The organism is Yoonia sp., assembly GCF_036007805.1.
GTDB lineage: Bacteria > Pseudomonadota > Alphaproteobacteria > Rhodobacterales > Rhodobacteraceae > Yoonia.
Genome location: NZ_DASYOK010000253.1, coordinates 1 through 12,002, shown reverse-complemented (window position 1 = coordinate 12,002; position 12,002 = coordinate 1). Strand labels below are relative to the sequence as shown.

Genomic DNA, 12,002 nt, shown 5'->3' with positions numbered 1-12,002 from the left:
TGTGCGCGTGATATCGGTTGTGCCGTCGATATACTGGCCACCACTGTCTACCAGCAAAAGCTCACCCATCCGGACAGGGCGGTTTGTCTTGTCGCTGACGCGGTAGTGGACAATCGCCCCGTTCGGGCCGGACCCGCAGATTGTCTCGAAACTGATGTCGCGGAGTGCATTGGTCTGCGTGCGAAACCCTTCCAGCGCCTTGACCACATCAATCTCGGTGAGAGCACCTTTCGGCGCCTCTGTATCGAGCCACGACAGAAACTGCACCATCGCCACCGCGTCACGCGCGTGGGCGGCCTTTGAACCGGCGATTTCGGTCGGGTTCTTGCAGGCCTTCGGCAGAATGCAGGGGTCTTGGCCCTGCACGACGTCACAGCCCGCTTCTTCGAGGGTGGACGCCACGATGTCGGGGCAGGTCCGCGTGTCGATCAGGACTTTGCCTTGAAGGTTGGTCAGTGCCGGTATGAAATCACCAAAGTCATGCACAGTCACATCCGGACCCAGATGGTCTGCAATCTCGGCGGTTTTGCCGGCACCGGCAAAAAGATCAACGCGGCCGCTCTTGTGCAGGATCGCAAAGGCCTGTGGTACGGGATTGCGCGCGATATCCGTCCCGCGGATATTCAAAAGCCACGCGATGCTGTCGGGCAATGTCAGCACCGCCGCAGTCTCTTTCAGTGCAGCCGAAAGGCGCGCCCGTTTTGCGTCATGGGCCTCGCCCGCATGTTCCAGCGCGTGGGCTGTGAAAGGTGCTGTAGGCGCGGCAGGTTGATCCGCCCAGATTGCATCAACCATGTTATCGGTGATCACCAGTTCGAAAACGGAAAGCTTTTCCCGCAACCCCGCAATCTCGGAGACCGTGTGCAACCATGGATCATAGGCCAGTTTGCCACCCTCCGGCCTTTGCGCAGGCAACCAGTCTGCCAGTTGCGTCTCAGGCCAATGGACAGGGGTGAAATCATCCGCGACCTGCGCACGAACCTGCACGCGGTAACGACCGTCAATAAACACACCCGCCACGTCAGAGAGCACAGCACAAAACCCTGCCGATCCGGAAAAGCCTGTCAGCCATTCCAGACGCGCATCACGCGGGGCGACATATTCGCCCTGATGGGCATCGGCACGCGGGACGAGAAAGACATCCACGCCGCGTTGCGCCATCAAGGCGCGCAGAGATGCCAGCCGTGGTGGGCCTTGTTCAGGTGAAGATGACGCTTCAAAGCTCTGAAACATTTCAAAAATCCCACTCTTATTTATGTTGGTAGTTTGTGCTGGATACCTGAGGCGGTCCAATCACAACCTAGCTGGCCCGGCGCATCCCCAACACACGGGCGCGTTTGCGCGGATCGCTGTCAAAGAGGCTCGCGAGCTGCTCGGTCATCGCGCCAGCAAGCTGTTCGACATCGGTGATTGTCACCGCGCGTTCGTAATAGCGGGTGACATCATGCCCGATCCCCACCGCGACAAGTTCGACCGCCTTGCGTTTCTCGACCATTGCGATGACATCGCGCAGGTGTTTTTCAAGATAGTTGGCGGGGTTCACAGACAGGGTTGAATCGTCAACCGGTGCACCATCGGAAATGACCATCAGGATTTTCCGCTGCTCTTGGCGGCCAGCGAGACGGCGGTACGCCCATTCCAAGGCTTCTCCGTCGATGTTCTCTTTCAGCAGGCCCTCTTTCATCATCAGCCCAAGGTTGGGCCGCGTCCGTCGCCACGGCGCGTCAGCCGACTTATAGACGATATGGCGCAGGTCGTTCAGACGGCCCGGGGTGGCCACGCGCCCGTCGCCCAGCCATTTTTCACGGCTCTGTCCGCCTTTCCACGCTTTGGTGGTAAAGCCAAGGATCTCGACCTTCACATCACAGCGTTCCAAGGTACGTGCCATCACATCGGCGCAGATCGCCGCGATCGAGATCGGACGCCCGCGCATGGAGCCCGAGTTGTCCAGCAAAAGGGTTACGACGGTATCGCGGAAATCGGTGTCTTTCTCGACCTTGAAGGACAGCGGTGTCGTTGGTGATGCCACGACACGCGCAAGGCGGCCTGCGTCAAGAATGCCCTCTTCACGGTCGAATTCCCACGACCGGTTCTGCTGGGCCTGCAGGCGCCGTTGCAGCTTGTTGGCCAAACGTGACACGGCACCTTTCAGCGGTTCAAGCTGCTGGTCAAGATACGCGCGCAGGCGTTCCAGCTCGACCGGTTCGGCCAGATCTTCGGCAGCGATTTCCTCGTCAAACTCGGTGGTGAACACGCGGTAGTCGGGGTCGGCATCGGACACAGGCTGCGGGGCAGGCGGTTCCAGCGGGGCCTCGCCCTCGGGCATCTCGGCTTCTTCGCCCATTTCGGCGTCGGCCTGATCATCCATGCTGACCTGCGCTTGGCTCGCGTCCTGGCTGTCCTCCTGGCTCTGCTCGGGCGTGCCTTCGGCCTCTTCGCCTTCGCTGTCATCCTCGCCGGTGCTATCGGGTTCGTCCTGATCGTCGCTGCCTTCTTCGGCTTCATCGTCCTGATCATCATCAAGACTGTCGGGATCGTCACCCAACTGATCGCCATAGCCCATGTCACTGATCAGCTGGCGCGCGAATTTCGCAAATGCCTGCTGGTCATTCAGGGTGTCTTTCAGGTCTTCAAGTGTGTCGCCGCAGTGATCCTCGATAAACCCCTGCCACAACTCCATGACGTTCTGCGCACCCTTGGGCAGGTCGCGGCCCGTGGCAAGGTGACGGATCAGATAACCGGCGGCAACCGCCAGAGGCGCATCCGACGCCTGGGTGATCTGGTCATAGCCCTTGCGCATCGCCTCATTGCCGATCTTGGCGTCAATGTTGCCTGCGGTGCCCGGCATATGCTGCGCGCCGACGGCTTCGATGCGGGCCGTCTCCATCGCCTCATAGAGGTCTTGCGCCATCTGGCCCTGCGGCATGTAGCGTGCCGAAACCTTGGGGTCGTGGAATTTGTGCCGCAATGCATAGGCATCGGCCGTGCCGCGCGCCAAAAGCACCTCGTCCCGCGTCATGCGGCGCGATACCTGCGGCAGGCGGATCGTGTCTGCTGTCTGGCCTGCGGGATCAACCGAATAAGTGACGGCCAAGTCAGGATCGTTCGCCATGACTTTCGTCGCTTCGGCGAGCGCTTTCTTGAACGGGTCGGCGGGATTGTCAGATGGCTTTTGCATAGCACCGATAAAGCACCGGACGCGCGCAGGAGCAAGAGGGGCGGCACGTCTATCCTATTTTTGCACAGGTGCTGTGTTGTGGTGCGCCTGTGCGGAACAGGGGGCACTGCCTAAGTCAATCTCACAACAATTCAACGCCCGGAGATTACCATGACTGTAAAACCAAAAATTGCCCTCATTATCGGTTCCACACGCCAGACCCGTTTCGCCGATAAACCCGCCGCCTGGATGCTGAAACAAGCACAGGCGCGCGATGATATGGAGGTCGAGCTTGTCGACCTGCGTGACTTTGACCTGCCGCTCTTTGATGAGGCTGCAAGCAACCTGTGGATGCCATCCAGCGATGAACGCGCTGTCAAATGGCAGGACAAGATCGGCGAATTCGATGGCTACATCTTTGTCGTGGCTGAATACAACCGCTCGATCACCGGCGCTTTGAAGAACGCGCTGGATCAGGCCTATAATGAATGGGGTCGCAAGCCGATGTCCGCGATTGCCTATGGATCAGTGGGCGGGACACGCGCGCTTGAACATCTGCGCAACATCGCGGTGGAACTGCAGATGGTGCCGGTGCGCAATGCCGTCCACATTGGTGGGAGCGATTTCTTTGCCGTTCACCCGCTGGGCGCAAATGCCGAGATCGACACAATCGCGGATCACCTGTCGGCCTCGGTCACTGCAACGCTGGATGATGTCGTCTGGTGGGCCAATGCCACGAAGGCCGCACGCGGTTAAATATTTGGTGCAGGGCGGGAGATGTCCGGCCCTGCGCCACAACTCTTTCAGGACTACTCGACCGGATCGATTGCGAATGTGATTTTCGCCTCAGGCGCGATTTCAAAAGGGTCTTCGGCCAGCTCGTGCAGCGTGACCAGTTCGGCAATGCCGGGCAAAACAGCGCCTGTGTCGTCCACAAAGGCAAGGCGCGGGCGATAGGTTTTTCCACCGATCTCGATTTCGCCTTCATCAAAAAGATATGCCAATTCGGTCAAAATCCCTTCGACGTTCGCTTTGGCAACGTCCTCAGGCATGTTTTCGGCGAAGAGGGGCAGCAACACCTGTGCCATCAAGGCTGTCGTGGACTCAGCAAGGTCTTCATGGCTTGGTACATAATCCGCTGGCAGTTCCGCCCCGATTTTCATCTTCATGATTGGCTCCGGTCTGTTTCGTGTTGCCCCGATATCATGCGTAGAAAAGACACTTCGTTAAGACAAGCGTTTGTTTTCAGCCTGCCCCGGCAATCTAGCTTAGCAAAAGCCCCGTACATTCCTGTTCAAGGCGGCCTGCTTGAGTGCGTGCCCATGCGGCATCGCGGGTGTCGTTGTTAAAGCTTGCGCGGCGCAAAAGCGCGGCTTGGGCCACCTTCGCAGAGATGCGCCATTGCAACACTTCGGCCCCGCGCTCTGCAGGCATGACCGCCTCGACCAGTTCAAGCACAGCGTCGCGGAGGTCTTCGGTGCGTTCCGAAGCAGGGCCATCAAACATCCACTGATGTTCCATCACGGCTGACAAACGGCCGGCGCAGGTGGCAAATGTCCTTAATTGTTCATCAGCATCAATGGGTTGTGCGATAGCAAGCGGCGCGCTGAGGAGCGCTGTCGTCAGGGCCAGACTATGTGCAATAGTTTTCTTACCGCTCATACATCAAGCATGGCGGTAAATTTACTGCCTATCAATCAGGCATTTTGAAAACTTTTCGCCTACTGCGTGCTGCGGCGCCTGCCTTGTCCTTTACCCGAGACTCAGGCTTGCAGCACTTTCAGGCAGTTCTTCGTCAAAGCACCGCTGATAAAACTCGGCAACGGTCTGGCGCTCAAGCTCGTCACATTTGTTCAGGAACGACAGGCGGAAGGCGTAGCCCACATTCTGGAAAATTCGTGTGTTTTCGGCCCAGGCCAGAACGGTCCGTGGGGACATGACGGTGGACAGGTCGCCGTTCATGAAAGCGGTGCGCGTCAGATCGGCGACAGTCACCATCTGGCTGATCGTCTTGCGGCCTTTCTCGGTATTGAAGTGCGGCGACTTGGACAGGATGATCGCGGCCTCGGCGTCGTGGCTAAGATAGTTCAGCGTTGCAACAAGGGACCAACGGTCCATCTGTGCCTGGTTGATTTGCTGGGTGCCGTGGTAAAGGCCGGTCGTGTCCCCCAGACCAACGGTGTTCGCCGTGGCAAAAAGGCGGAAATAGGGGTTGGGCGTGATGATCTCGTTCTGATCCATCAGTGTCAGCTTGCCGTCAGTTTCCAGAACGCGCTGGATCACGAACATAACGTCGGCACGGCCGGCGTCATATTCATCAAACACGATTGCAACAGGGTTGCGCAGCGCCCACGGCAGGATGCCTTCGTGAAATTCCGTCACCTGTACACCGTCGCGTAGTTTGATGGCATCTTTCCCGATCAGGTCGATCCGGCTGATGTGGCTATCAAGGTTCACGCGCACACAGGGCCAGTTCAGCCGCGCTGCAACCTGTTCGATATGGGTCGATTTGCCGGTGCCGTGATAGCCTTGGATCATTACACGGCGGTTATAGCCAAAACCCGCAAGGATCGCCAAAGTCGTATCGGGATCAAACTTGTAGGTGCTGTCGATTTCAGGCACGCGGTCGGTCCGTTCAGCAAAGCCCTTGATATGCATATCGCTGTCGATGCCAAAAACTTCGCGGACCGAGATCTCTTCGGTGGGTTTTGCTTGCATGTCAGTCATACCATCCGCCATTTCCGGTGCCTTTATCTTTCATCAAATCTGTTGAAGACCGAGATGCAACATAACGCGCCCCGCTGCAAGGGAAAGGGCGCATTGGTCTGGTGAGAGGTACAAGACTGGACAGGCAATGTCAGGCATCTGCCCTGACTTTGGGCTGCACCCGATTGATTCGAGCCTGGGTTCGCCTCGCAAGCGTGTTTCGCGAGGGAAAGTAAATGAACCGTCAACTTAATGGAGCGACAGATTGGGCGTCTGTTTCCATCAATTAGACGAAAATAGACCCAGGGCTCTTTTGTTTACTATAATGCGTTAATTGCCGCTTTGTTCTTGTGGATTATGACATTTTATGGCAATTTTGAGACTATAGATAAAGCTACGGTTGTGACGAATTACACAGATCCAACCTTAAGTTCCTGTGTAAAAAGTCAGTGTATAAAGAGTAATGGGGGCCAACGCGATGTTTACGCGTTTTGCAGAAAAATTCTATCTCACCCGGGACCGGCGGCCTTACGCTTTGGGCTGCGCGGCCATTGTCGTGCTGACATCGCTTGTGACCGTTTTGATCATGATCGGGCTTGATACACCTTACACGCTTCAAGTCACCGCATCGAGTTTCACCTATTGGGTGATCTGTGCGGGCGCGCTGGGCGGTGCAATCGCACTTTACCTTTCGCGTGGCTGGATGGGCGCATTGGGTGCGCTCGGCTTTGCCAGGGCAGTTGTGGGCAGCCTTGCGATTGCAGTGATCGCATCCATCGTGGCCGGAACGCTGATTGAACCTGCTGGCGGGACGGTCTACGCGCCACTTCTGATGGTTTCGACCTTCCTGGCCAGGCCCTGGATCGCGGCGATCTGGTTCGCAGGGGTTCTTGGGGCGCATTATCTTATGTCATCGGTTCAGGACGATGAGGAGTATGCTGACACACGCCCCACAGGTCGGCTTGCAACCGAAGAGTTAAGCGCATTGTCACGCGCGAACTTGTACCGTCGCAACTGATCGCTGAAAAATTGTGAGGCCAGGATCAAGGGCGCCTGCGGGCGCCTTTAGTCTTTGTCGCGGAAATTGCGGCTGACTTTGATCTGATCCCAGGCCCAGACAACCTCTGACAGTTGTTCTTCCTGGCTGCGGTCGCCGCCGTTCATGTCGGGGTGCAGAACTTTGATCAAAGCCTTATAGGCTTTGCGGATTTCCTGCTTGGACATGTTGTCCTTTGCATCAAGGATCTCGACCGCGCGCCGCTCGGTCGGGGGCAGTTTGCGCCCCACTGCGGCACCACGGCCCGGATTGCGCGTCGCGTTCTCGCCCAGCACCTGATGCGGGTCATCAACGCCCAAGCGCGCCCAGGCGGCCTCCTCCACTGTGCGTTTGAACGGCTTGGTCGGGCGGTCCCACACGCGGTCGCTGTCCATCTGTGCCGCCAATTCCGCTTCTGATGTGGTATCGAAGAAATTCCACTTCAGATTATATTCGCGCACATGCTGCTGGCAGAACCAGAAGTAATCATCCAGTACGTCAGGCGATTTCGGCGCGCGATACTTGCCTGCCTCTTCACAGCCCTCATGATCACAAACCCGCGTTGATGTCTCGGACGCACCGGACATGCCACGCCGCCCGCGCGGGTTCTTCTTCTTCGAACTCGACACGGACATGTCGAAACCAAAGGGATCATCTTTTTTCATTCTCTGTCTTACCTTTTCGACTCGGAGAAGTAACATTAAACTCTGCAGCAGAAGATTGAAGAGGGCAGAGGAAAAATAATGGCACTTGAAACAGAAATTCGCGCAGCACTTGGCGAACTTGCGCCCGAGCATCTTGACGTGATCAACGAAAGTGCCTTGCACAGCGGACATTCCGGCGATGACGGATCAGGCGAAAGCCATTGGCGGATCGTGATCAAGGCCGCCACTCTGGACGATATGTCGCGCATCGCACGCCACCGTGCGATCCATAACGCATTGGGAACGGACATTATCGGGCGAATTCACGCCCTCGCGATTGATATTCAGTAGTTACTGGGCCGCAACGTCGGGCGCGGGGGGCGCAGGTTTCTCCGCCTCAGGCTTTGCCGGAGCGACGATTTTCTTTTGCACTGTTGGCGCAGGGGGCGGCGCATTGACCGCCGGGGCAGGGGCAGCAGCTTTGGCGACCGCTTTTGCACGGCGGAACACAAGCATGTTCTGATAGACGGTCGTCTTGCTCATCAGACCTTCGCGCTGTTCGCTTGGCAGCGTATCCGCACGCAAGTATTCCCAGCCGTCGCGGGCAAACTCGTTCATTGCGGTTTCCAGCGCCAGCGCAAACCGGTCTTCGGCGGTTTTCACACCTTTGGCTTTGAGCCCGCGCAGGGGGGCGGGAACGACTTTGTATTCATAGGTCATGGCAATACCCTTAATTTATCCTGACGGATGTACCAAAACTGGCGGTGGCTGCCAACGCATTCCGCGTTCCGGGGCATTAAATCCCCAGTTTCGCCGATACAATTTCGTTTACAGCCGCGGGGTTTGCCTTGCCGCCGGTAGCTTTCATGACTTGCCCCACAAACCAGCCTACCAGTTTCGGGTTCGCCTGTGCTTTTTCGACCTGTGCGGGGTTGGCGGCGATAATTTCATCCACGGCGGCCTCGATTGCACCCGTATCAGTCACCTGCTTCATGCCTTCGGTTTCGACGATTTCGGCAGGGTTACGGCCCGTTGTGTAGCAGATTTCAAAGACATCCTTGGCAATCTTGCCGCTGATGTCGCCTGCTTTGATCAGGCCGATCAGCTCGCCCAATTGTGCGGCTGACACTGGGCTGTCCTCAATGCTGTGGTCTTCTTTCTTCAGGCGTCCAAAAAGCTCGTTGATGACCCAGTTCGCGGCAAGTTTCCCGTCGCGGCCCTCGGCGACCTTTTCGAAATATTCTGCGTTCACCACTTCGGCGGTCAGTACCGATGCATCATAGTCGGACAGGCCAAAATCATTGATGAAACGTGCCTTTTTCTGATCAGGCAATTCGGGCAAAGCGGCCTTGATGTCGTCCACCCAAGCCTGCTCAATTTCCAGCGGCAGCAAGTCGGGATCGGGGAAGTAGCGGTAATCATGTGCTTCTTCCTTGGAGCGCATCGAACGGGTCTCGTTTTTGTCCGGATCGTAAAGGCGGGTTTCCTGCACCACCTCTTTGCCGTCCTCGATCAATGCGATCTGGCGGCGGGCCTCATAATCAATCGCCATCTGGATAAAGCGCATGGAGTTCATGTTCTTGATCTCGCAGCGGGTGCCAAGGTGGCTGAAATCCTGTGTCGCCTGATATTTCTCATAATCACCGGGGCGGCAGACCGACACGTTCACATCGGCGCGCAGGTTGCCATTTTGCATATTGCCGTCGCAGGTGCCCAAATAACGCAGGATCTGGCGCAGTTTCAGCACATAGGCCGCAGCCTCTTCGGGGCCGCGGATGTCGGGGCGGCTGACGATCTCCATCAAGGCCACACCGGTGCGGTTCAGGTCCACAAAGGACATATGCGGGTCCATATCGTGGATGGATTTGCCCGCGTCCTGTTCAAGGTGGATGCGTTCGATCCGCACGCGACGCGCCTGTCCGTTGCCCATTTCAACCAGCACTTCACCTTCGCCGACAATCGGATGGTAAAGCTGGGAAATCTGATAGCCTTGCGGCAGGTCAGGGTAGAAATAGTTCTTGCGGTCAAAGGCCGACACCAGATTGATCTGTGCATTCAGCCCCAGACCTGTTTTCACCGCCTGTGCAACACAGCCTTCGTTGATGACAGGCAACATGCCGGGCATGCCCGCGTCCACGAATGCCACGTTGCTGTTGGGTTCTGCGCCGAAAAGTGTGGATGCGCCCGAGAAGAGCTTGGCTTTGGTTGCGACTTGCGCGTGGACCTCGAGGCCGATCACCAATTCCCAATCGCTGGTGGCGCCAGCAATCACTTTTGGGGTCGGGGCTTCATAGGTGAGGTCGAGCATCAGGCGCTTCCTTTTACTTCGGATAGGTTCATGTAAAAGAAGGCGGGGGCAGCTTCAAGAGAACATGATGGTTCTAGTCAAGTTGTGTGTGGCGTGCCCAAGCGCGCGAGGTTGACACAAGGTTCACCGCAGGCGCGTCTTTGCCCCCCAAAGCCAGTGTCGCCCTGCGCAGCATCGCGATCCCCTCTTCGGAATTGCGCGGGATTGCTGCGGCAGAAATCGGCTCGCCCACGGTGACCTGAAAGGGCTGACGGTCTTTGTTGAGCGTCTCGTGAAATAGGGTGATGTCGCGCATCGTCGGGTGGATTTTGTCAAACAAATAAAAGAGCGCAGAATTGCGGGCCTGAATGTTGACAGGGATCACGGGAACATCAAATTTGTGCGCCAGCATTGCCGCCGATGCCATCCACGGACGCTCATGCAGGCGCAGGCCGCGCCGTTTTGCCAGACGCCCCGAAGGAAAGATGATCCCAAGGCGGCCAGCGGCGGTCGCATCGCGCACATAAGCCATCGTGGCGCGGGTCTTGGCGTGGCTGCGCTGCTCTTTGCGCCATTCAACCGGCGCGATCATCGTGTCCATCTGCGGAAAAACCCGCAGGATATCGCGATTGGCAAAGAAATAGGCATCAGGCCGCATTGTCGCGATCAAGCCATGCAGGATGATCCCGTCGGCGATCCCCGTGGGGTGGTTGGCCACGATGAGCGCAGGTCCATGGGTAGGAATATGTCCAAGGCCGCTGGCCGTCACCATTGTGGAGAGGCGCGCTGCCATTTGATCCATAATCTCGCTGGCGGGCGCATCTTTGAGGGATTTCGCGATTTCGACAGTCGCATTGTACCCCAGCAACCGATGTAGGTAGCGTTTGGCGATACCCGTGCCCGGCCTATTGCTGTAGAGCCAAGGCGCGCGTTCAGTGATCAGTGGTTCAATGCGATCTTCCATTGTTTATCCTTGCGCTGCCTGATGTGACGTTGCTACGACAATTTTGCGAAGGCTTTGTAACGGCAATGACTTGCGTCAATAGGTCTGATCCTCGGCGACATTCAGCCTAGTAGTCGTGTCACCATCTCGTGTGTGTCGCCAGACAGCCCCGATGTTCCGGCAATGCGTTCCAATGCCGCGCGGATTTTCTTCTGCCTCTCCATATCATAGCGTTTCCATGTATCAAAGGCTGTAGTCATCCGCGCTGTTGTTTGCGGGTTCAGCGGATCAAGCTTGATCAGCCAATCGGCGAGCAGATCATACCCCGCGCCAGAGCGGTGATGAAACCCTGCCGTATTCCCGCGCAACCCGCCAAAGACCGCACGAAAGCGGTTCGGGTTCTTGATATCAAAATCAGGATGCGCAGTCAGTTTCTCTGCCGTCGCCGCCGCCTGGTCCGCGGGGGCAAGGCTGACCTGCAGCGCAAACCATTTATCCATGACAAGCCGGTCGTGCCCCCACTGCGCCGCAAAGGCCGCCAGTTCGTTTTCGCCCTTCGCGATTTGCAGCAATGCGCGCAATGCGCCCAGTTGCTGGGTCATGTTGTCGGCACTGGCGAATTGCTGGCCCGCAGCTTTGCCGCCATCAAGTTTGCTTTGCAGCGCCAACACAGCGTTGCCTAAAGCACGTTTGCCTGCGGGTTCCGCGTCAGGCGTATAGGGGCCTTCAACGGTCATGTTGGCGTAGATGCGGGGCAGGGTGTCTTGCAGATGTTGGGCGATGTGTAGCTTCAGCGTCTCATGAGCATCGTTGATCACTGCGGGGTCGGGGGTGTGGCCAGCGTCAAACAGCGCCTGTGCGGTGTCCTCTTCGCTGGGCAGGCGCAGGACCAGCGCGCGAAACGCAGGATCCAGTGTGTCATCGCGCAGCACGGCCGCAAGGCCGTCAAGGAAACTCGTGTCAGGTGTGGCGTTATCGCAGACCATACGCATGAGCAGGTCTTGCGCCAGTGTGCGGCCCGCGTCCCAACGGTTGAACGGATCGGTGTCGTTGGCCAAGAGGAACGCACGTTCTGCGTTTGTCTTGTTATGTTTGACAATCACGGGGGCCGAGAAATTCCGCAGAATGGACGCGGTCGGCCTGCTGGACAGCCCCGCAAAGCTGAAGGTCTGTTCCGCTTGCGTCATTTCCAGAACAGTGGTCGGCACCACCTCTGCACCGTTTTCATT

At 57.5% G+C, this 12,002-nt stretch carries 13 protein-coding genes; 3 read left to right on the top strand and 10 right to left on the bottom strand.

Going from position 1 to position 12,002, the window contains the following annotated elements:
* Together VGP75_RS13720 and cobT are read right to left on the bottom strand one after the other, a co-directional pair.
* Positions 1-1,233: aminopeptidase P family N-terminal domain-containing protein (locus tag VGP75_RS13720; RefSeq protein WP_327544206.1), on the bottom strand; the 1,233-nt coding region annotated here is incomplete at its 3' end.
* A 67-nt stretch (positions 1,234-1,300) separates the two neighbouring features.
* A complete protein-coding gene (gene cobT, locus VGP75_RS13715; protein WP_327544205.1) occupies positions 1,301-3,178 on the bottom strand; it encodes a cobaltochelatase subunit CobT in 1,878 nt (625 codons plus the stop codon).
* A 150-nt stretch (positions 3,179-3,328) separates the two neighbouring features.
* On the opposite strand from cobT, the gene VGP75_RS13710 reads away from it, so the two are divergent.
* Complete coding sequence (locus VGP75_RS13710) at positions 3,329-3,913, top strand: NADPH-dependent FMN reductase (RefSeq protein WP_327544204.1); 585 nt, start codon at positions 3,329-3,331, stop codon at positions 3,911-3,913.
* A 53-nt stretch (positions 3,914-3,966) separates the two neighbouring features.
* Here VGP75_RS13710 and VGP75_RS13705 read toward each other — a convergent pair whose 3' ends face one another.
* The 3 genes from VGP75_RS13705 to cobS all read right to left on the bottom strand — a co-directional run bounded on the left by VGP75_RS13705 (position 3,967) and on the right by cobS (position 5,896).
* Complete coding sequence (locus VGP75_RS13705) at positions 3,967-4,326, bottom strand: hypothetical protein (RefSeq protein WP_327544203.1); 360 nt, start codon at positions 4,324-4,326, stop codon at positions 3,967-3,969.
* A gap of 94 nt (positions 4,327-4,420) precedes the next feature.
* Complete coding sequence (locus VGP75_RS13700; protein ID WP_327544202.1) at positions 4,421-4,819, bottom strand: hypothetical protein; 399 nt, start codon at positions 4,817-4,819, stop codon at positions 4,421-4,423.
* 90 nt (positions 4,820-4,909) lie between these two features.
* Positions 4,910-5,896, bottom strand: coding sequence for a cobaltochelatase subunit CobS (gene cobS, locus VGP75_RS13695; protein WP_055687866.1), 987 nt, complete (start codon positions 5,894-5,896; stop codon positions 4,910-4,912).
* Between the two features lie 445 nt (positions 5,897-6,341).
* Here cobS and VGP75_RS13690 point away from each other — a divergent pair, with 445 nt between their 5' ends.
* The gene (locus VGP75_RS13690; protein ID WP_327544201.1) at positions 6,342-6,881 is read left to right on the top strand and encodes a hypothetical protein; all 540 of its coding nucleotides are present in this window, start codon (positions 6,342-6,344) and stop codon (positions 6,879-6,881) included.
* Between the two features lie 47 nt (positions 6,882-6,928).
* On the opposite strand, the gene VGP75_RS13685 is transcribed toward VGP75_RS13690, so the two are convergent.
* Entirely contained in the window at positions 6,929-7,564 is a 636-nt protein-coding gene (locus VGP75_RS13685) for a J domain-containing protein (RefSeq protein WP_055687868.1), read from the bottom strand.
* Positions 7,565-7,642: 78 nt separating this feature from the next.
* Here VGP75_RS13685 and VGP75_RS13680 point away from each other — a divergent pair, with 78 nt between their 5' ends.
* Positions 7,643-7,894 carry a BolA family protein gene (locus VGP75_RS13680; RefSeq protein ID WP_327544200.1) on the top strand — a complete coding sequence of 84 codons (252 nt, stop codon included), beginning with the start codon at positions 7,643-7,645 and terminating at the stop codon, positions 7,892-7,894.
* On the opposite strand, the gene VGP75_RS13675 is transcribed toward VGP75_RS13680, so the two are convergent.
* From VGP75_RS13675 to VGP75_RS13660, 4 genes are all read right to left on the bottom strand, one after another.
* Positions 7,895-8,263 carry a DUF4177 domain-containing protein gene (locus VGP75_RS13675; RefSeq protein ID WP_327544199.1) on the bottom strand — a complete coding sequence of 123 codons (369 nt, stop codon included), beginning with the start codon at positions 8,261-8,263 and terminating at the stop codon, positions 7,895-7,897. It lies immediately after the preceding gene.
* Between the two features lie 76 nt (positions 8,264-8,339).
* Entirely contained in the window at positions 8,340-9,851 is a 1,512-nt protein-coding gene (gatB, locus tag VGP75_RS13670) for an Asp-tRNA(Asn)/Glu-tRNA(Gln) amidotransferase subunit GatB (RefSeq protein ID WP_327544198.1), read from the bottom strand.
* A gap of 73 nt (positions 9,852-9,924) precedes the next feature.
* Positions 9,925-10,794, bottom strand: a complete 870-nt coding sequence (locus VGP75_RS13665; protein ID WP_327544197.1) for a 1-acyl-sn-glycerol-3-phosphate acyltransferase — start codon at positions 10,792-10,794, stop codon at positions 9,925-9,927.
* A 101-nt stretch (positions 10,795-10,895) separates the two neighbouring features.
* Positions 10,896-12,002 (bottom strand): DUF3458 domain-containing protein (locus tag VGP75_RS13660; protein ID WP_327544196.1); only part of this gene is annotated, 1,107 nt, incomplete at its 5' end.